Origin of the sequence: Streptomyces flavotricini (assembly GCF_020639365.1) — a bacterium.
Classification (GTDB): domain Bacteria; phylum Actinomycetota; class Actinomycetes; order Streptomycetales; family Streptomycetaceae; genus Streptomyces; species Streptomyces flavotricini.
The window spans coordinates 442,273-460,572 of sequence record NZ_JAINUL010000001.1; the positions used below are offsets into that span (position 1 = coordinate 442,273).

The 18,300-nt window shown below is 73.1% G+C and carries 19 protein-coding genes and 1 pseudogene; 10 read left to right on the forward strand and 10 right to left on the reverse strand.

From position 1 onward, the window contains the following. Nucleotides 1-381 precede the first annotated feature (381 nt). On the forward strand, nt 382-1,044 hold the full coding sequence (locus tag K7B10_RS02305) for a deoxynucleoside kinase (protein ID WP_229334269.1): 663 nt from the start codon (nt 382-384) through the stop codon (nt 1,042-1,044). Between the two features lie 16 nt (nt 1,045-1,060). On the opposite strand, the gene K7B10_RS02310 is transcribed toward K7B10_RS02305, so the two are convergent. After that, nucleotides 1,061-1,669: a TetR/AcrR family transcriptional regulator gene (locus tag K7B10_RS02310; protein WP_229334270.1), complete on the reverse strand. Its 609-nt coding sequence runs from the start codon at nt 1,667-1,669 to the stop codon at nt 1,061-1,063. Between the two features lie 94 nt (nt 1,670-1,763). Here K7B10_RS02310 and K7B10_RS02315 point away from each other — a divergent pair, with 94 nt between their 5' ends. After that, the gene (locus K7B10_RS02315; protein WP_229334271.1) at nt 1,764-2,201 is read left to right on the forward strand and encodes a DUF4345 domain-containing protein; all 438 of its coding nucleotides are present in this window, start codon (nt 1,764-1,766) and stop codon (nt 2,199-2,201) included. Here K7B10_RS02315 and K7B10_RS02320 read toward each other — a convergent pair. Together K7B10_RS02320 and K7B10_RS02325 are read right to left on the reverse strand one after the other, a co-directional pair. Beyond that, nucleotides 2,196-2,669 carry a nuclear transport factor 2 family protein gene (locus K7B10_RS02320; protein ID WP_229334272.1) on the reverse strand — a complete coding sequence of 158 codons (474 nt, stop codon included), beginning with the start codon at nt 2,667-2,669 and terminating at the stop codon, nt 2,196-2,198. The genes K7B10_RS02315 and K7B10_RS02320 overlap by 6 nt on opposite strands. Nucleotides 2,670-2,702: 33 nt before the next feature. Continuing rightward, the gene (locus K7B10_RS02325; RefSeq protein ID WP_229334273.1) at nt 2,703-3,761 is read right to left on the reverse strand and encodes an AraC family transcriptional regulator; all 1,059 of its coding nucleotides are present in this window, start codon (nt 3,759-3,761) and stop codon (nt 2,703-2,705) included. A gap of 193 nt (nt 3,762-3,954) precedes the next feature. Between K7B10_RS02325 and K7B10_RS02330 the strand changes: the two genes are divergently transcribed. Beyond that, nucleotides 3,955-4,740 carry a type 1 glutamine amidotransferase domain-containing protein gene (locus K7B10_RS02330; protein WP_229334274.1) on the forward strand — a complete coding sequence of 262 codons (786 nt, stop codon included), beginning with the start codon at nt 3,955-3,957 and terminating at the stop codon, nt 4,738-4,740. A gap of 223 nt (nt 4,741-4,963) precedes the next feature. Next, a complete protein-coding gene (locus tag K7B10_RS02335) occupies nt 4,964-5,464 on the forward strand; it encodes a VOC family protein (RefSeq protein WP_229334275.1) in 501 nt (166 codons plus the stop codon). A gap of 65 nt (nt 5,465-5,529) precedes the next feature. Here the strand turns inward: K7B10_RS02335 and K7B10_RS02340 are convergent, their stop codons facing one another. The 3 genes from K7B10_RS02340 to K7B10_RS02350 are packed head-to-tail and all read right to left on the reverse strand — an operon-like array spanning nt 5,530 to nt 7,555. Continuing rightward, on the reverse strand, nt 5,530-6,102 hold the full coding sequence (locus tag K7B10_RS02340; protein WP_229334276.1) for a dihydrofolate reductase family protein: 573 nt from the start codon (nt 6,100-6,102) through the stop codon (nt 5,530-5,532). A 32-nt stretch (nt 6,103-6,134) separates the two neighbouring features. Continuing rightward, the gene (locus K7B10_RS02345) at nt 6,135-6,872 is read right to left on the reverse strand and encodes an SRPBCC family protein (protein WP_229334277.1); all 738 of its coding nucleotides are present in this window, start codon (nt 6,870-6,872) and stop codon (nt 6,135-6,137) included. Then, entirely contained in the window at nt 6,869-7,555 is a 687-nt protein-coding gene (locus K7B10_RS02350) for an ArsR/SmtB family transcription factor (protein WP_229334278.1), read from the reverse strand. Before K7B10_RS02350 ends, K7B10_RS02345 begins: the two co-directional genes overlap by 4 nt. 212 nt (nt 7,556-7,767) lie before the next feature. Between K7B10_RS02350 and K7B10_RS02355 the strand changes: the two genes are divergently transcribed. After that, nucleotides 7,768-8,355: an ankyrin repeat domain-containing protein gene (locus K7B10_RS02355; RefSeq protein WP_229334279.1), complete on the forward strand. Its 588-nt coding sequence runs from the start codon at nt 7,768-7,770 to the stop codon at nt 8,353-8,355. A 62-nt stretch (nt 8,356-8,417) separates the two neighbouring features. Continuing rightward, a pseudogene (locus tag K7B10_RS02360) lies at nt 8,418-9,515 on the forward strand (YncE family protein). A gap of 64 nt (nt 9,516-9,579) precedes the next feature. Here the strand turns inward: K7B10_RS02360 and K7B10_RS02365 are convergent. Then, on the reverse strand, nt 9,580-10,371 hold the full coding sequence (locus K7B10_RS02365) for a TioE family transcriptional regulator (RefSeq protein WP_229334280.1): 792 nt from the start codon (nt 10,369-10,371) through the stop codon (nt 9,580-9,582). A 67-nt stretch (nt 10,372-10,438) separates the two neighbouring features. On the opposite strand from K7B10_RS02365, the gene K7B10_RS02370 reads away from it, so the two are divergent. Together K7B10_RS02370 and K7B10_RS02375 are read left to right on the forward strand one after the other, a co-directional pair. Continuing rightward, nucleotides 10,439-11,644, forward strand: coding sequence for an erythromycin esterase family protein (locus tag K7B10_RS02370; RefSeq protein ID WP_229334281.1), 1,206 nt, complete (start codon nt 10,439-10,441; stop codon nt 11,642-11,644). A gap of 63 nt (nt 11,645-11,707) precedes the next feature. Next, a complete protein-coding gene (locus tag K7B10_RS02375) occupies nt 11,708-12,070 on the forward strand; it encodes a hypothetical protein (RefSeq protein WP_229334282.1) in 363 nt (120 codons plus the stop codon). Between the two features lie 678 nt (nt 12,071-12,748). On the opposite strand, the gene K7B10_RS02380 is transcribed toward K7B10_RS02375, so the two are convergent. Further along, entirely contained in the window at nt 12,749-13,507 is a 759-nt protein-coding gene (locus tag K7B10_RS02380) for a YqjF family protein (RefSeq protein ID WP_372481528.1), read from the reverse strand. Between the two features lie 132 nt (nt 13,508-13,639). Further along, the gene (locus K7B10_RS02385) at nt 13,640-14,575 is read right to left on the reverse strand and encodes a LysR family transcriptional regulator (RefSeq protein WP_229334283.1); all 936 of its coding nucleotides are present in this window, start codon (nt 14,573-14,575) and stop codon (nt 13,640-13,642) included. A 133-nt stretch (nt 14,576-14,708) separates the two neighbouring features. Here K7B10_RS02385 and K7B10_RS02390 point away from each other — a divergent pair, with 133 nt between their 5' ends. Then, nucleotides 14,709-15,947 (forward strand): MFS transporter, encoded by a 1,239-nt coding sequence (locus K7B10_RS02390; RefSeq protein WP_229334284.1) that lies wholly within the window; start codon nt 14,709-14,711, stop codon nt 15,945-15,947. Here K7B10_RS02390 and K7B10_RS02395 read toward each other — a convergent pair. Continuing rightward, a complete protein-coding gene (locus K7B10_RS02395; RefSeq protein WP_229334285.1) occupies nt 15,918-16,892 on the reverse strand; it encodes a TetR/AcrR family transcriptional regulator C-terminal domain-containing protein in 975 nt (324 codons plus the stop codon). The two genes, K7B10_RS02390 and K7B10_RS02395, sit on opposite strands and share 30 nt — an antisense overlap. A 178-nt stretch (nt 16,893-17,070) precedes the next feature. On the opposite strand from K7B10_RS02395, the gene K7B10_RS02400 reads away from it, so the two are divergent. After that, nucleotides 17,071-18,273 (forward strand): FAD-dependent monooxygenase, encoded by a 1,203-nt coding sequence (locus tag K7B10_RS02400; protein ID WP_229334286.1) that lies wholly within the window; start codon nt 17,071-17,073, stop codon nt 18,271-18,273. Nucleotides 18,274-18,300 lie beyond the last annotated feature (27 nt).

Sequence of the window (18,300 nt, forward strand, 5' to 3'; positions counted from 1 at the left end):
CCGGGCCGCCGCTCCGAAGACCCGGGGGGCCGGCTTGGCGACCCCGAGGCGCGCCCCTCGTCTCCCCGCGCTGAACCGGACCTCCGGCGCGGGTGCTCCGTACGCGAGACGGGGGCGGCGCTCTGGCCGCCGGGGTGTCCATCGTCATTTAAGATTCAAGACGGCCGCTGGGCTGCGGCTCACCGTGCGCGGCGGCTGTGGAACGGTCAGGCCGGCCGGTCGAGGAGAGCGGCCCGAGTCAGAGCCCTGGTCCCGATGGGACCACATGACGCTGATCATGAAGATCCCGGGGAATCGCTTGACCACCGGCGTGCGTCTCAGTGGCGTGGGGCGCCCAGCCCACCCGCCCACGAACAGAAGACCCCCAGGGAGAAGTGAGGGATGCCAGTGATCTGCGTCGGAGGCATGATCGGAATCGGCAAGACGAGTGTCGCCGAGCTGCTCGCCAAGGAGCTGGGCAGCGAAGTCTTCTACGAGAGCGTGGACGACAACCCGATCCTTCCGCTCTTCTACACGGCGAGCCCCGAAGAGATCCAGGCGAAGCGCTACCCCTTCCTGCTCCAGCTGTACTTCCTCCAGACGCGGTTCGCCGCGATCAAGGAGGCGTACAAGCAGGGCGACAACGTCCTCGACCGGTCCATCTACGAGGACTGGTACTTCGCCAAGGTCAATCACGACCTCGGCCGGATCAGCTCCCTCGAAATGCAGGTGTACGAAGGCCTGCTGGGCGAGATGATGCGCGAGATCGACGGCCTGCCGTACCGCAAGGCACCCGACCTCATGGTCTATCTCAAGGCGGACTTCGAGACGGTGCTGCACCGTATCGGGCTGCGGGGCCGTGGTTTCGAACAGGACGAGAGCCTCGTCGACTACTACCGGACGCTGTGGTCCGGCTATGACGACTGGGTGCACAAGCACTACTCGGCCAGCGACGTCCTCGTCGTGGACATGAACCACACGGACGTGGTGAACAACCCCGAGGACGCGGCCCGCGTCGCGCAGGAGGTCAAGGACGCCCTGGCGGCGGTCGGGCACCGCGCCTGAGCTCACCGCCGCGTCCCTACCGCGGCCCATCGGGGGCCGGGTCCTCGGTGAGGAGCGGCCTGAGGGCGCCGAGGACCGCTCCGACGCAGACGTCGCGCAACTGCTCGCGGGTGCAGGTCTCGTGGGCGAGCCAGTCGACGCAGAGGATCCGGACGAAGACCAGCCAGCCCTTCAGGACGCCGGACACGGCCTCGCGGGCACCCGCGTCCATGAAGGGGAGCACGGCCAGCAGTCGCGCACGGAGCGCGTCCAGCTCGTTCGTCATGATCGTCTGGATCACCGGATCGCCCGCGAGGGCCTGGTTCGCGGCGAGAACGGCGTTGCGGTTCGCCACGAAGTAGTCGAGATGGACGTCCATGCCCTGGACGAGCTGTTCGACGAGTGAATCGGCCGGGGCGAGTCGGGTCTCGGCGAGCAGCCGGTCCGCCGCCTGCTGGTAGACGGCGGCGAAGAGGGCGTTCTTGCTCGGGAAGTGCCGGTAGAGCAGGGCCCGGGAGACACCGGCCTCCTCGGCGACCTGCTCCATCAGCACGTCGGCGTACGGGTGGGCGGCGAAGAGCCGTGCGCCGACGGCGAGGAGCTGGGCGCGGCGGTCGGCGGGAGCCAGTCGCTGGCGGGGAGACATGGATCCAGCTTAGTTGACACACGTCTACTACTGCCCTCAAGGTGATTAGTAGACCTGTGTCTACCAGGCTCCACCAAGACGGCTGGGAGGGTTCATGGCCAGGACTCTGCGCGTGCTCACGCAACTGATGGGCTGGGCCAACGTCGCGATCGGCCTGCTCCACGTGGCACTCGGCAACGCGGCGATCCCCGGCGCGGGCGGCGCCGGCGCCACCATCGACAGCTGGGGCCGGTTCATGGGGGCCGTCTTCGCCGGATACGGGCTGGCCTGGCTCTGGGCGGCACGGCAGCACCCGATCCCGGCCTCGGCGATCCGGTGGCTCGCCGGCATCCTCCTGCTGGGAGGTGTGGGCCGGGTGCTCTCCCTCGCCGCGCACGGCTGGCCGCACTGGTTCCAGATCGCCCTGGCGGCGATCGAACTCGGCCTGCCGCCGCTCTTCTTCTGGCTGGCCGACGCGGAGGAGCGGGCCACGCGCGGCGACGTCCAGGCCGTATCGAACGGCACGAGCCGGGAGTTCAACCCGCGGTCATGACCGGCCGGGCCGGTCGAGGCGTTCCGTGGAGCCGGCGAAGGCCAGGAACGTGGTCCGGGTGGCGAGCAGCCATGTGCCGTCGACCTTGCGGAACGTGTCCTCGTAGTGGCCCACCTGAACCGGGGGCCGGGGCGCCGCGATGCCCTCGGAGTAGCCGTCGACCCGGTACGTGACGAAGTAGCTGGTGGCAGTGGCCTCGTCCGCAGAGGCCACGGTGACCAGGACGTTGGTGCACATACGCCGTGACAGGCGGTCCGCGGGCCGGCCGCCGAAGTAGTCACGAAGAGCCGTACGACCCTCCACTCGGCGATCGCCGGCCGGCCATGCCCAGCTCCCGTCCGGCGTGAACAGGTCCGCCACCGAGCCCGGTTCCCCGAGGTCGAGCCGGCGGACGAACTCGACGATCAGCCGCTCACAGGCCCGTTCGGCGATCAGGCGTTCCATCGGGTCAAGGGTTTCGACATCCATGATCAACCCATATCAGTTCCGCACGCGGGGACTTCACCCGGGGCCGGGGCCGGGGCGACGGTCCGGGGCGCGTGATGCGGCCCTGCCGCAGCCCGCCGCACCCGAGGTCCGCCCCCGGTACGCACCGGGGGTGACACCCTCCCAGCGGCTGAACGCCCGGACCAGGGCCGCGGCTCCGCTCAGGCCGACGAGGGGGGCGATCCGGTCGAGCGGCAGGTCCGTGGTCTCCAGCAGCCGACGGGTCCGGCGGTGCCGGGCGTCGTCGAGGAGGGCCCTCCAGGAGGTGCCCTCCTCCTGGAGGGCACGGCGCAGGGTGCGGGGGCTGAGGTGGACGTCCCTGCCCGCGTCGGCGGGGCCGGCGCCGTCGAGGGGGGCGTGGTCCAGCCATCGCCGGACCCGCTCGGCGAGGGTCACGGACGCCGACAGCTCGCGCAGCAGCCGGTCGGCGTAGGCCCGGTGCAGGGCGCCGAGTTCGGGGCCGTGCGGGGCTCGGGGCCGGTCGAGGTCGCGGTTGGCGACGGTGATCGCGTTCTCGGGGGCGTCGAAGGCGACGGGGCAGCCCAGGATCCGGGCGTACGGTTCGGCGGAGCCGGTACGGGTGTGGGTGAAGGACGCCGACCTCGGCGCCCAGCCGTCCCCGGCGATCCAGCGGGCGGCCCGCACCATGCCCGCGACGATCGCCTCGACCTGCTGCGGGTGCATCGTCGCGGGGTCGACGGTCGGCCGGTAGCGGATGAGAGTGGTCCCGCCGCCGCGGTGCGCGGTGACCGTACCGGCCTGGCTGACCAGGGGGTGGTAGCGGACGGCCGCTTCGACGGCCTCCGCGAGGCTCGCGCTGGTGAGGACCACGTGGCCGAGGACGTGCAGACTACCCGGCGCGATCGCGTCCCCGATACGAAGGCCGGCGTACGGGTCGCCGCCGCGAGTGCCGATCACCGTGTCCCAGAGGGCGCGTACCTCGGTGAACGGGAGCCGCGCCAAGGGCGAGGCCCAGGCCCCCGGCGCGGCCTCGCCGGCCGCGCCGTCCGGCGTGGCGTTCAGGACGGCGCGCGCGTACGACGCGGCGACGGTGGACGGCTCGATGCGGGGCATGGCGGCCAGTCAATGCCGGGGGCGGCCCACCGTCAACCGGCGGCGGGGGCCGGGGAGTCAACGAGGTGGCCGCCGGGGTCAATGACCGTGCCCGGCGGTGCTCCTAGGGTCGGGCTGCCCCCTGCGGCAGGCCCGTACGCCTCCACGCCGGCGCGCCGGCAGTTCGCCGCGTACGCACCTGAAGGAGCACCCTTTGATCGTCTTTCTGCTGCCCTCGTCCGGCTTCGACCCGACCGAGGCGGCCGTGCCCTGGGCCGCGCTGCGGGACGCCGGGTACGACGTACGGTTCGCGACGCCCGACGGGCGGGTCGCACTCGCGGACCGCCGGCTGACCGACACCGGCTTCTCCTGGCTCTCCCCGTGGCTGATGACCCGGCGCGCCGGGCTGGAGGCCTACCGGCGGCTGACCGATGACCCCCGGTTCCGTGCCCCGCTGTCCTACGCCGAGGTCGATCCGGCGATCCTGACGGGGCTGTTCGTCCCCGGCGGGCACGCCCCCGGCATGCGTACGCTGCTGGAGGACGCGATCGCGCAGCGGTTGTTCGCGCGGGTCTTCCTCGTGGGGCTGCCGGTGGGGGCGGTGTGCCACGGCGTGCTGCTGGCCGCCCGCGCGAAGGACCCCACGACCGGCCGGTCGGTACTGCACGGGCGGCGGACCACGGCGCTGACCTCGCTGCTGGAACTCACCGCCTGGAACCTGACCCGGCTGTGGCTGGGCCGCTACTACCGGACCTATCCGGCGACCGTCCAGGCGGAGGTCACCGCAGCCCTCGCCGAACCGGGACACTTCCTGGCCGGCCCTCCGTGGCCGGTCCGGGACACCGCGGCGCGCCCCCGGCGCGGGTTCACCGTACGGGACGGCAACTACGTCTCCGCCCGCTGGCCGGGCGACTGCCACCGCCTGGCGGCGGACTACCTCGCGCTGGTCCGCTCGTACCGGCGCTCCCCCGCGACGTCCACCGCGGAGAGCGGGCACTGACATGGCCCATCGCGCCGACCGGCCACCGGGGCGCTGAGGGCCGCACTGGGTACGGGGGGCGACGGGGGCTCCCCGCGGCGGCCTCGAACCGGGCCGCCGCCGCGCCTCAGGCCGTACGGGCGGAGATTCGGCGGGCCCTACGCGGCAGTAGTTCGAATTTGAACGTTATGCTGAAGGTGCCCACATCGAGCCAGACCATTCGAGCCACCGGGAGTGCTGCCGCATGTCCGTCCGCCGCCTGAACCACGCCGTGCTCTGGATCCGTGACGTCGAGCGCTCCGTGGCGTTCTACACCGACGTCTTCGGATTCCAGGTCGACCACCTGACCGCCGGTCGCGCCGCCTTCCTGAGCGCCCCCGGCAGCCTCAACGACCACGACCTCGGGCTGTTCGCGATCGGTGCCGACGCGCCCGGTCCCGAGCAGGGCCGGGTCGGCCTCTACCACCTGGCCTGGGAGGTCGGCACCCTCGGTGAGCTCGCCGAGCTGGGCCGCAAGCTCACCGACCGCGGTGCGCTGGTGGGTGCGAGCGACCACGTGGTCTCCAAGTCCTTCTACGCCAAGGACCCGGACGGCAACGAGTTCGAGGTGATGTGGCGGGTCCCGCGCGAGGACTGGCCCGCCGGGGACTCCGACCAGCGCCCCGGCCCGCTCGACCTGCCGGCCGCGATGGCGCGCTGGGGCGCCGACCTCGCCACGGGTTCGGCGGCGGGCTCCGCCACCTGACGGCGCCGGGGCACGCCGCCGCCGTACGTGCCCACCGCAACCGCCCGCGCCGGGCCGGTGCCGGGTCAGCGGACGACGTCGAAGACCTGCTTCTGGAGGCCGTTGGAGTAGGCCTCGTACTCGACCAGCTTCAGCTTCTGGGCATCCTTGTCCGTGGTGCTGAACAGGCGCTTGCCCGCTCCGAGCAGCAGCGGGAAGACCAGCAGGTGGTAGCGGTCGATCAGGCCCGCGTCCGAGAGGTCGCGGTTCAGGCGGGCGCTGCCGTGGACGATGATCGGGCCGCCGTCGGTCTCCTTGAGGGCGGCGACCTCGTCGAGCGAGCGCAGGATGGTGGTCTCGCCCCAGTCGGAGACGAGGTCGTCGTCGGTGAGGGTGGTGGAGACGACGTACTTCGGCATCGTCTTGTACCGCGCGAAGTCGGCCATGCCCGGCCACACGGGGCTGAAGGCCTCGTAGCTGGTCCGGCCCAGGAGCATGGCGGTGGACTCCTGCTGTTCGCGGCCCTTGATCTCGAACGCCTCGGGGACGAACTCGATGTCCTTGAAGGTCCAGCCGGAGTTGCGGTAGCCGGGTTCGCCGCCCGGCGCCTCGACGACGCCGTCGAGCGAGATGAAGGCCGTGCTGATCAGAGTGCGCATGAGAGGTGTTTCCTCGTCGTCTTGGATGGGTGTCAGGTGAAGAGGCCGGTCAGCCACTGCTGCCAGGCGGCTTCGGCGCGGACGGTGTCCCGGCCGAAGAGGTGGTGGAACATCAGCGCGATGCCGCGGCCGTGGTGGAAGGTGTAGAGGCCGTCGGAGGTACGGACCTCGAAGCGTTCGTCGTCCGTCCAGGTCACTTCGCCGTCGACGGGAGGCGCACCGGCCGGCTCGGCGGACGCCCGGGCGCCCACGACGACCGGGCTCGGCAGTGACAGGCCGCGCACGAGGGCCTCCCGGACCTCGCGCGCCGACCGCTCGCCGGTGAACGCCATGGCGAAGACGGGGACGCCGGTGCGCCCGGGGAAGTGGGCCAGGTACTCGCGGAGCGTGTGGAGGTGGAAGGGCCAGCCGCGGCGCAGTGCGTCGTATTCGTCCTGCCAGTCGTCGCCGAGCATGCCGCTGTGCACGACGCGCAGGACGGTGCTGCCGCCGTCGCGCCCCTCGATCAGGTACTCGAAGGCCATGAAGCGGCCGTCGTCGTCGGTGGCGGTGCGGGAGGCCAGGCGTTTGCCCGGTTCGTAGGCGGTGATACGGGCTTCCTGACGGTTGCCGCCGGTGTCCATGGCGGCGGTGCCGCCCACGCGCGGCTCGAGTTCGTTGCGACCCATGAACCAGGAGTCGATCCCCGGTCCGGTGGCGATCGCCTCCCAAACCTGTTCGGGGCCGGCCGGCAGGACCGTCTCCTGCTCGATCTCGAACGGGTGCGTCATCGCGGGTTCTCCTGTCGTGCTGGGGATCCGTCTGCGGATCCGCGTCCTGAGGCCTCCCCGGGATCGTGCTGCGGTCCGCCCTCGTCCGCGGCGGCGCCGGGCGGCGGGGCGGGGATCTGATGGAGTCCGACGATCAGCCGGTGACTGCGGCCCTGCGGGGCGCTCTCGTCGTGGTAGCGGCTGACGAGGGCCGTCACGGCCTGGGTCAGCTCGTCGGCGAACGCCATCCGGTCCGCCGCGGAGGCGAACCGCACCTCCGCGTCGACGGCGAAGGTGGCGACCCGCCGCCGGGCCCGGGCCGCACCGGTCACCAGAGCGCCGACCTCCTGCACCAGTCGGGCCCCGAGCGCCAGCAGCCAGTGGGCCGAGAGCTGGTCCGGGGACCGGGAGGGATCCGGACTGACGGAGGCGAGGGCGCTGGGAGAGATGACGTAGGAAGCCGCGGTGGCGGCGTAGATCCGCTCGGTGACGTTGCCCTTGCGCCTCTCCTCGGCGAGCTCGACCAGCCCGTGACGCTCCAGCTCCTTGAGGTGGTAGTTGACCTTCTGCCTGGGCAGCCCCAGGCGGACGGCCAGCATGGCGGCCGAGCCCGGCTCGGCCAGAGCGGCGAGGATCCGGGACCGCATCGGGTCCAGGGAAGCCTCCGCCGCGGCGGGTTCTTCGATCACGGCGACGTCCAGCACCGTTCCAGGATCCGACCGACAAAATAATTTGTCAAGACAAGATGAGCTGTCGGTGATCGGTGCAGCGGACGACGGCACACGGCGGTCCGGTGCGCATCGACCGATCGGATGACGACCGCGAGCCGGTCCGGGCGCGGTGTGGCGTCGGCGCAGGGGGAGGATCGGACCAGGACATCCGGCCGCGAGGCCGTGGAGCGGGTGAGGGGTACGGGATGAAGGCCGTCGACCGTCAGTTGCTGGACGCCGCACGGGCGGGGGACGCCGCCGCCGTACGGGCGGCCGTCGAGGGGGGCGCGAACGTCGAGGTGCGTGATACGGAGCTGCGCACGCCGCTCCTGCTCGCCGCCCTCGGGAACCACGTGGAGGCGGCCGGGGTGCTCGTGGCGGCGGGCGCCGACGTCGACGCGCAGGATGCCAGGGAGGACAGCGCCTGGCTGGTCACCGGGGTGACCGGCAGCGTGGCGATGCTACGCGTGCTGCTCCCGGCGGGGCCGGACCTGCGGCGCACCAACCGCTTCGGCGGCGTGTCGCACATCCCGGCGAGCGAGCGCGGGCACGTCGCGTACGTACGGGAGGTACTGGCGGTCACGGACATCGACGTCGATCACGTCAACCGGCTCGGCTGGACCGCCCTGCTGGAGGCCGTGATCCTCGGTGACGGAGGCCCGGCCCACCAGGAGATCGTACGGCTGCTGCTCGCGGCCGGGGCCGACCGCGGACTGGCGGACGGCGACGGGGTGTCGGCGCTCGCCCACGCGCAGCGGCGCGGGTACGCCGAACTCGCGGAACTGCTGCGGTGAGGGCGCCGCGGGCCTCCGGGGGCGGGGCGCGTCGGCCGGCCCCGGCCGGTACCGGGGTCGCCGTGCTCGCCGTGCTCGCCGCGCTCTCCGTGTTCGCCGGGTGCGCGGCGGGCGGGGGCGGCACGAGCGCCACGGACGGGCCGGGCGCCGCGACGGCGGCACCACGGGGTGGGCCGTCGGCGGCCTCCGCGGGTGTGCCCACGGCCCGCGGCACCCTCCTGGTCACCGACTTCGGCGGTTCGACCGTGACCTCGTGGACCCGGCGCGCGGCCCGGTCGGCTCCGTGGAGGTGGGGACCGCGCCGTACGGGCTGGCGGTCGGCGCCGACGGGCGCGCCTGGGTCGCGACGGCGGAGGGCGTCGCCGTCGTGGACACGACGACCCGCACCGGCCTGGGCCGCATCCCGTACCGCACGCCCGGTGGGCCCGTGACCACCGGCGAGTACCGGGGCGGCGGGATGGGCATCGCGCTCGCGCCCGACGGGCGGCGACTGTACGTGGGGGTCAACGTGCCCGGCGGGCCGGGGGTGTTGGAGGTCATCGACACGGGGACCCGTACGGTCACGGCCACCGTGCCCGTCGGCCGCCGCCCGTTCGACGTGGACGTCGCGGCGGACGGCCGCGAGGTGTACGCGACCGGGCACGACTCCTACGACGTGACGGCGGTGCGCGTCGACACCCTCGCGGCGCGGCGACTGGTGGTCGCCCCGTACGGGGAGCGGGGCCTCGGCTCGTGGCTGAAACCGCACTACGCGGTGGTGCGGCCCTCCGACGGGCGGCTGCTGCTGCCGTTCGAGGGCGAGGAGCTGGCGGTGCTCGACCCCGGCACGGGCCGGGTCGCCGTCGAGCCGATGACCGCGGACGTCCACCGGCACGGGGCCGCCCTCGCCCCCGACGGCACGCTGCTGGTGGTCGGCGCGGCGGAGGACGAGGATGGGGCCTCGCTGACGGTCCGCTCCCCCGGCGGGACGGAGCGCACCGTCCCGCTGGACGGCCCGCACGAGGACGTCGCGGTCACCGCGGACCGGCCGCACCGCGTACGTCACGGGCGGCTTCACGCGGGACGGGTACTGGGACGGGATCACCGTCGTGGACCTGCCGAGCGGTACGACGCGCCGCCTCCGGGCCGGCCATCGTCCGCTGGGGATCGTGGTCCTGTAGGACACCGCCACCGCCCTCGGGGCCGTCCCGGCAACCGGGCACGGGGCCGCCGCCCGGCGACGCGTCATCCTCGTGCGCGGAGGTACGCCTCCAGGGCGGCGGCCCCGGCCAGCATCGCCCGGCCGCGGGCGGACAGCCGGCCGCGCCAGTCGCACAGCGCGGCCTCCAGCGGCTCGAGGCCGCCGGCCTGACGCACCTGGGCGATCAGCGGGGCGATGCGGTCCAGCAGGTAGCCGCCCCGCCTGAGTTGGTGGGCGAGCCGGGCGTCCCGTACGTCGGCCTCGTCGTAGACGCGGTACCCGGTCAGCGGGTCGCGGCGCGGGCGCACCAGTCCGGCGCGCTCCCATGTGCGCAGCGTCGCGGGCCGGATGCCGAGCGTCTGCGCCAGCGGTCCGATGAACACGCCCGTGCTCGGCGGCCCTGCCGCGGCGGCCTGACCGGGCGCGGTGGCCGGGTGCGGCGCGGTGGCCGGGTGCGGCGCGGTGGCCGGGTGGGGCGCGGTGGTCGCCCCGAGGTCGCGGAGGGCGCTCTCCACCGCCTGGAGGGTCCGCCGGTCGTCGAGGAGCTGGGCGTGGCTCTCGTCGATGAGGCGGAACGCCTCGTCGACGGCGTCCTCGTTCACGGCGTGCATGATCGATGCCGCCGTCCGATGGCCGTGGCCGGGCACCAGGGCGAGAAAGGCGCGCAGGGCTCCCGCATGCAGCGAGGTGTAGGTGCGGTAGCCGTGGGCCGTGCGATCGGCGGCCGGGAGGATGCCGGCCTCCTCGTAGTTCCTGACCGCCTGTGTCGACAGACCGTGTCCGCGCGCCAGGTCGACCGGCCTGAGCCGTTCCTTGCTTTGAAGCTTTTCCCGCATGGAGCCGACGATATATCGGAAAAGTTTCAACCGGAGGTTCAAAGATACCGTTGAAGCCATGGAAGCCATGGCTACTGACATCAAGGACAGCGCCCATATCGTCGAGGCCGCCGCCGTCATGGGGCTGCTCCCCGCCCGGCCCCGGATCCTCGCCCTGGGCGAACCCACCCACGGCGAGGACGCTCTGCTCGAACTGCGCAACGAGCTCTTCCGCCGGCTCGTCGAGCAGGAGGGCTACCGGACGATCGCGATCGAGAGCGACTGCATGACGGGCCTGCTCGTGGACGACTACGTCACGGCGGGGACGGGCACCCTCGACGAGGTCATGGAGCGCGGATTCAGCCACGGGTGGGGCACCTCCGCGGCCAACCGCGAGCTCGTGCGCTGGATGCGCGCCCACAACGACGGCCGGCCCGCGTCCGAGTGGCTCCGCTTCGCCGGCTTCGACGGCCCGCTGGAGATCACGGGCGCCGCGAGCCCCCGGCGGGCCCTCACCGGGCTCCACGGCTACCTCTCGGCCCGGGTCGACGCCGGCCTGCTCCCCTGCACCGCGGAAACGCTCGACGGCCTGCTCGGCGCCGACGACCGGTGGACCGATCCCGCGGCGATGACGGACCCGGCCCGCTCCGTGGGGCAGTCGGCCGAGGCCGGTCGGCTGCGGCTCATCGCCGACGATCTGGTGGCCCTGTTCGAGGCGCAGGCGCCGTACCTGGTGACGGCGACCCCACGGGAGGAGTGGGACCGGGCAGTGCTCTACGGGCGCACCGCGACCGGCCTGCTGCGCTACCACCACTGGATGGCCGACGACTCACCCGCCCGCATGGCGCGACTGTGCGCGCTGCGGGACCTGATGATGGCCCACAACCTGCTCGCCGTCGCCGCCAGGGGCCCGGCGCTCGTCCACGCCCACAACTCCCATCTCCAGCGGGAGAAGAGCACGATGCAGATGTGGCAGGGGCGGGTGGAGTGGTGGAGCGCCGGTGCGCTGGTGAGCGCCCGGCTCGGCGCGGAGTACGCCTTCGTGGCCACGGCCCTCGGCACGATCCGGCACCGGGGTGTCGACGCGCCGCCGCCGGAGACCCTCGAAGGGATCCTGTACGCGCTCCCGGAGGACCGTTGCCTCGTCGACGCCCCGCGGCTTGCCGGCGCCCTCGGCGACACGCCGCCGGCGCCCCGCGTTTCCCCCTGGTTCGGCTACGCCCCGTTCGATCCGGCCCACTTGGCGGACTGCGACGGCCTCGTCTTCGTCAAGGACGTCCCGCAGAGTTGGTGACCCTCAGCGGTGCGGCTGCCGTGATGCGGTGTGCGCCGGGTCGTCTCGCGGCACACTGACCCCATGACGCACTCCTCCTTCCGCGCCGTCGGAGATTCCCCGCTCTCCTTGTGGTCCAGGGACTCCTTCCTGTCGATCGGCTCCGTGGGGTCCGTACTGTCGATCGGGTCGGTGGGCTCCGCCCTGTCCATCGGCTCGATCGGCTCCGCCCTGTCCGTCGGCTCGATCGGGTCCGCGATGTCGCTGGTGTCCTACGGCTCCGTTCAGAGCATCGGAAGCGTGCTGTCCGTCCATGCGCGGTGGTCCCTGCTGACCGCCGGCCCGTGCCGCGCACTCGGCTCGCGCGGCACGCGCACCGTGCTCGGCGTGAGCGGCCTCGCGGTGGTCGGCGCGGTCGCCCTGCTGACACGGGGCGTCAGGCGGTGACGGGCCCGGGTCGGCCGCGCAGGGGGTCCGGGATGCCGGCCTCGGCCTGGGCCGAGCGGCAGATCGCCTCCGTCCGCGACGATCCGGCAGGCCGGCTGGCCTTGACGCAGCGCTGCTACCACGGTCCGTTCGGCAAGGCCCCGCACCATCTGCCCTTTCGCCGGGCGGCGATGTCCTCCATGCGGTGGCAGCTCCGGCGGGGTCCGCTGCGGCCCCTGTCCGGCGATCGCGCCGGCAGTCCGTGGTGGCGTGCGGTGAACGAGCGCATCCTTCGTGACGGCTGCGAGGCGGTGGCCTTGAGCGGGGACCTTTCCGGTCCGGCCTCCTCGCGGACGGTCGAGTTCTGGACGGCCTTTCGCCGGCCGTCCGACGGCCCGGGCCTGGTACCGGGCGCACAACGGGAGCGTGGTCGCCGCCCACCTCGAACACCGCGACCTTAAGGAGGCGGAGAACGAGGCGGAGCGCTTCTTCGTGAACGTCGTGCTCTGCCGGGTGCTCTACACCCACGCCCTCGTCGCGGCCCCCGGATCTCGCCGGGGTGGCTCCGCCCGCTCGGCCCGTTCCTCGGTGACCCGAGGCTGGATGTCTGGCAGCCCCCGAGGTCGTTCCCGGTCCGGACGGCCCGTCGGCTGGTCCCACCCGAACGAAGCGGCTGAGGCACACGGGAGGGGCCCGACGTCAGGCGGGGGTGCCGAAGCGGACGGGGACTCCGGGTGAGAACAGAACGCTGACCGGCGGGGCGGCCGGGCACGGCAGACCGGCCGCGGTGATCAGGTTCTCGTCGAGGTGGAGCAACTCCGCGCGGTGCAGTCTCCACGGCGGGTGCACGTTCGGGAGGTAGAGGGTCCTGCCGTGCCGGTCGCTGTGCATGCCCCAGCGGGCCGTGAGGAAGTCTTCGAGCCCGCTCGGCTCCGCGATCCGCTCTCCGACACGGAGCCCCAGGCGGGCGTGCGCTCCGCCGCCGCCCTCCGCTCGCGGCCAGCGCCGCCGGGTGGCGTAGTCGACGCCGTCGCCCTTGCGGTGGAACGACATCTCGGCCCACATGTACGGCAGCCGGAAGCCCAGGCGTGCGATGAGCACCGGGAGCAGCCGCGACGCCTCGAACGACCGGAAGACCACGCCGCGGCGGCCTCGTCCGTCCACCGAGTACAGGCGCACGTTCGTCTCCGGGAAGTTGCCGAAGTACGGCACGCCGGGCAGTCCGAGCCAGCCGACCCGGTGCATCCGCAGGGCGATCAGCCCCACGTACGTCGCGCCCCCGTACACGTCGGGACGGACGCCTCGGGGCAGCAGCCCGCCCACCGACTCCGGGGCCACCGCCCAGTGCACGAACGCCACGTCCAGCCAGGACTGGTGGAGCAGCGTCCTGCGCAGCGGGCGCGGCGGCTCGGGTGTCACCGGCTCGGGTGTCACCGGCTCGGGTGTCACCGGCTCCACCGGCGCGGACCCGGCTCCGTCGTGCGGATCGCTCACCTGGTTCCGCTCCTCCCGGGCCCGGCGCCCACCGGCAGGTGTTCGGACGCGTGCGGAACTCCATTCTGCTCCGGCGGGCCGTTCGCCGCGTCGGGTTCAGTGCGGGATCACCCAGTCCGGCGTCCAGGTCCCGGCGGCATCGTGACCGGCCTCCGTGGTGGCGAGGTGGGCGCGCAGCGTCGCCAGCGCCGGGTGGGGGTTGTCGCGGTGCCAGAGGAGCGAGTGTGGGTAGACGGGCGTCGGGTCGGTCACCGGGATGCGGCGCAGGCCGTGACCGGCGGGCCAGACGAGGCGGGTGTGGCCGCCCATGAAGGTGGCAAGGGCGGGGGTGTCGGCGACGGTGTCGAGGAGTGCGTCGGAGCCGAAGTTGGGGCCGGTCGCCTCGATGGTGAGTCCGAACTGCGCGACGAGGTCGTCGTAGTAGGCCGCCCACTCGGTGCCGGGGACGATTCCGGGCATCCAGATCCGGTGACCCGCGAGCTGGGCGAGGGGCACGGAACGGGCGCCCGCCAGCGCGTGGGCGGGGCCGGTGAGGAGCTGCAGCGGCTCGTCGAGGACCCGGACGGACTCGATGTCCTCGGGAAGCGGCCGGCCGGGCGCGGCGACGGCGCGGAAGGACGCGTCGATCTCGCCGGAGCGGATGGCGGCGAGGGCCGTCTCGATGTCGAACAGCATGAGCACGTCGAGGTCGGTGTCCGGGTGCGCGCGGTGGAAAGCGCGCATCAGACCCGACGCGGCGCCGCGCGAGGCGATGATGTCGACGCGCAGCGGGCGGCGGGCGGTGCGCACGGACGCGGCCGCACGCTCGGCCACGCGCAGCAGCTCGCGCGCGTGGGGCAGGAACGCCTGCCCGTCGATGGTGAGCTCGGCGCCGCGCGGGGTACGGGTGAACAGCCGCACGCCGAGGCTGCGCTCCAGCACGGCGATGCGTTTGGAGACCGCCTGCTGGGTGACCGCCAGCTCGGCGGCCGCCTCCTGGAACTGGCCCGTGTCGGCGGCCGCGACGAAGGTCCGGACGGTGTCGAGGTCCATGCCACAAGCCTAGGTGCACAACCGATGGTTGTGGCCGGCGGCCCGGTGGTTGTTTGATCCCTGGTCGTGATGCTCGCTTTGATGATTCCGAACGCGGATCGGTTGTGCGGACGGGTGGCGAGGGGCGGCAGGCGTGAGGAGCGGGCACCGGCTGGGGCGGCGGTTCGGGTGGCTCTGGGGAGCGTACGGGACCAGCGCGCTCGGCACGTGGCTCGCCTTCGGCGCGTTCCCGCTGATCGCCATCCAGGTGCTGCACGCCGGACCTGCCGAGGTCGCCGCGCTCTCCTCCGTGGGGGCCGCGGTGGGCGCGGCCGTGGCGGTGCCGCTCGGACCGTGGGTGGAGTTCCGCCGCAAGCGGCCGGTCCTGATCGCGATGGACCTCGTACGGTTCGCGGCGCTGCTGACGGTACCCGCCGCGTACGCGCTCGGCGTGCTCACCTTCCCGCAGCTGCTGCTGGTCTCCGCGGTCGTCGCGGCGGCCGACATCACCTTCCGCGCCGCCTCCGGCGCGTACGTGAAGACGCTGCTGCCGGCCGAGGACCTGCTCGTCGCCAACGCCCGGTTCGAATCCACGGCCTGGACGACCACGATCATCGGACCGCCGCTGGGCGGCGCGGCGATCGGACTCCTCGGTCCCGTGGTGACGGTGGTGGCCGACGCGGTCAGCCACCTGCTCTCCGCCCTGGGCATCCGCGCCATGGGCGGGCACGAGCCGGGGCCCGAGCACCGGGAGGCCGACCGGATGCGGGCCGGCGACCTGCTCGACGGCTGGCGCTGCATCCTCGCCGACGAGGTGCTGCGTCCGCTCTTCTTCAACACGGCCTTGTTCAACGGGCTGGTGATGGCCACCCAGCCGCTGCTGGCCGTCCTGATGCTCGGGCGCCTCGGGTTCGCGCCGTGGCAGTACGGCCTCGCCTTCGCCGCGCCCTCGATCGGCGGGCTGCTCGGCGCGCAGCTGGCCCGACCGCTCGTCACCCGGTTCGGACAGCGCCGGGTCCTGGTCGCGGCCGGGGCGGCGCGCGCGCTCTGGCCCGTCGGCCTGGCCTTCGTCGGGCCGGGCACCGGCGGACTGCTGCTGGTGACGGGGGTCGAGCTCGGGCTCATCTTCTGCTGCGGGGTCTTCAACCCCGTCTACGCCACCTGCCGCCTCCAGCTCACCGCGCCCGGCCGCGTCGCCCGTACGCTGTCCGCCTGGGCGGTCACGGCCAAGGCCTCGACCGCGCTCCTGACGGCGGCCTGGGGCGTACTGGGCGCCCTGCTCGGCCCGCGTACGGCCATCGCCCTGGCCGGCGTACTGCTCCTGGCGACCCCGCTGCTCCTCCCCCGCCGCGCGGCGGACCGCTCAGTCGGCGGAGTTCTCGTCGAGGAGTGAGGCGAGGCCGTCCAGCAAGCGCTGGAGGCCGAACTCGAAGAGGGCGTCGAGGTCGAGGTGGTAGCCGGCCGCGGCGAGGCGTGAGAGCGCGGGGAACCGGCCCGTGGCCAGGACCTCCAGGAGCGCGGGCTCCTGGAGGTCCGTCCACTCCTCGCTGTCGAGGCCGCTGTGCGCCTCGGCTTCCCGCTCCGCCTCCAGGTTCACGGCGATTCCACGGGCGTAGTTGAGCAGCATCAGGTGCGCCGTGAAGGCGGCGTGCAGGTCCAGTCCGTGCGAGTGCAGCACGGCGAGGATCCACTCGCTGTACGGCAGTGCCGAGGTGACCAGCTGAGGGCGTGTCACCGACAGGGCCGGTGCGAACCACGGGTGGCGGCGGAAGAGTTCCCACAGCTGCCGGGCCGCCAGCTCGATCGCCTCGCGCCAGCCCTGCGGCGGTGCGGCGGGCAACGGGTGCTCCGCGATGGCCGTGTCCATCATCCGGGTCAGCAGGTCGTCCTTGTCGGCCACGTGCCGGTACAGCGACATGGGCGCCGCCCTCAGCTCGCCGGCCACCCGGCGCATCGAGACGGCCGCCAGCCCCTCCGCGTCGGCGACCTTGACGGCGGCGGCGACGATCCGTTCGAGCGTGAGCCCCGACGGGACCGGTGTCGCGTCAGCCGTTCCTCCCCGCCCCGGACCCTGGCCCGGGGCGGACGCGGGGCGGGCGGCGCGCACCGGGCGGCTCGGGGCCTCCACGACGGTGCCGACGCCGGGGACGGCGCGGACCAGGCCTTCCCGGCGCAGCTCGGTGAGCACCTTCGTCGCGGTCGCCATGGCGACGCCCCACTGCTTCGTGATCTCGCGGGTCGAGGGCAGTCGATCGCCCGGCGCCAGCTCGCCCGTCTCGATCCGACGCCGCAGTTCGACGACGATCCGGCTGTAGCGCGGTACCGCCCGTTCGCCCACCCGACACCCTCCGCACTAGTGCACCTGAATGGGCGTCATCCTAGCCGCCGACGCCCGCCGATGGCCCCGCGTGGGCGACCTTCGGCACATCCGCACTAGTGCAGTATCAGCCAACACCCCATACTGAAAAGCATGTTCATGCTTGCATGGCACCACGCGTACGCCGTACGTTCGGGTCATGCCGAACAACGAGATCCTCATTTGCGGTGCCGGCATCGCAGGTCCTGCGCTGGCGTACTGGCTACGCGCCAGAGGCTTCCGGGTCACCATCGTCGAACGTGCGCCGCAACCCCGGCCGGGCGGCCAGACCGTCGATCTGCGCGGCGCCGGCCGCACCGTGATCGAGCGGATGGGCCTGATGGACCGGGCGAGGGCCGAGAGCGTGGTCCAAAGCGGCCTCGCGTTCGTCGACGCCTCCGGGCGGATCACGGCCCGGATGCCCGCGGACAGCTTCGGCGGCGAGGGGATGGTCTCCGAGATCGAGATCCTGCGCGGGGACCTCGCGCGCCTGCTGTACGAGTCCACCCTGCCGGACACGGAGTACCTGTTCGACGACACCGTCACCGGGATCGATCAGGACGCGGACGCGGTCACCGTCACCTTCGAGAAGTCCGCATCGCGCCGGTTCGGGCTGATCGTCGGCGCGGACGGCCCGCACTCCGTCGTGCGCGCCCTGGCCTTCGGCCCGGAGGAGCAGTTCGTCCGCCCGCTCGGCCTCTACACGTCCTGGTTCACGGCCACGGGCGACCTGGAGCTCGACGGCTGGTACCTGATGCACAACGCGCCCGGCGGGCTGGTCGCCTCCGCCCGGCCCGGCCGGCTCCCCGGTGAGATCAAGGCCGGCTTCAGCTTCCGCTCGGCACCGCTCGCCCACGACCGCCGCGACGTCGCCGCCCAGCGGGAACTGGTGGCCCGGCGCTTCGAACACGTCGGCTGGGAGGTCCCGCGGCTGCTGCGGGCCATGCGCACCGCCCCGGACTTCTTCTTCGACTCCATGGGCCAGGTCCGCCTCGACCACTGGTCGCGCGGCCGTGTGGTGCTGCTGGGCGACGCCGGATACTGCGCGACCCCGCTGACCGGTCTGGGGACCAGCCTGGCCCTGGTCGGGGCGTACGTACTGGCCGGAGAGATCGGCGCCGCCGCCGGCGACCACCGCACCGCCTTGCGCCGCTACGACGAGGTGATGCGTCCGTACGTGAGCCAGGCCCAGCAACTCCCGCCGGGCGGCGCCTCGGGATACGCGCCATCGGGCCGGCTCGGCATCCGCCTGCGGGACCTCTCGATGCGGCAGATGTCCCGCTGGCCGATGAGGAACCTGCTCGCCGCGCAGTTCGCCAAGGCCGGGGACATCGCGCTGCCGGAGTACCCGGACACCAGGTGACCGGCGCCGGCGCGCGGAGGGCCCGTA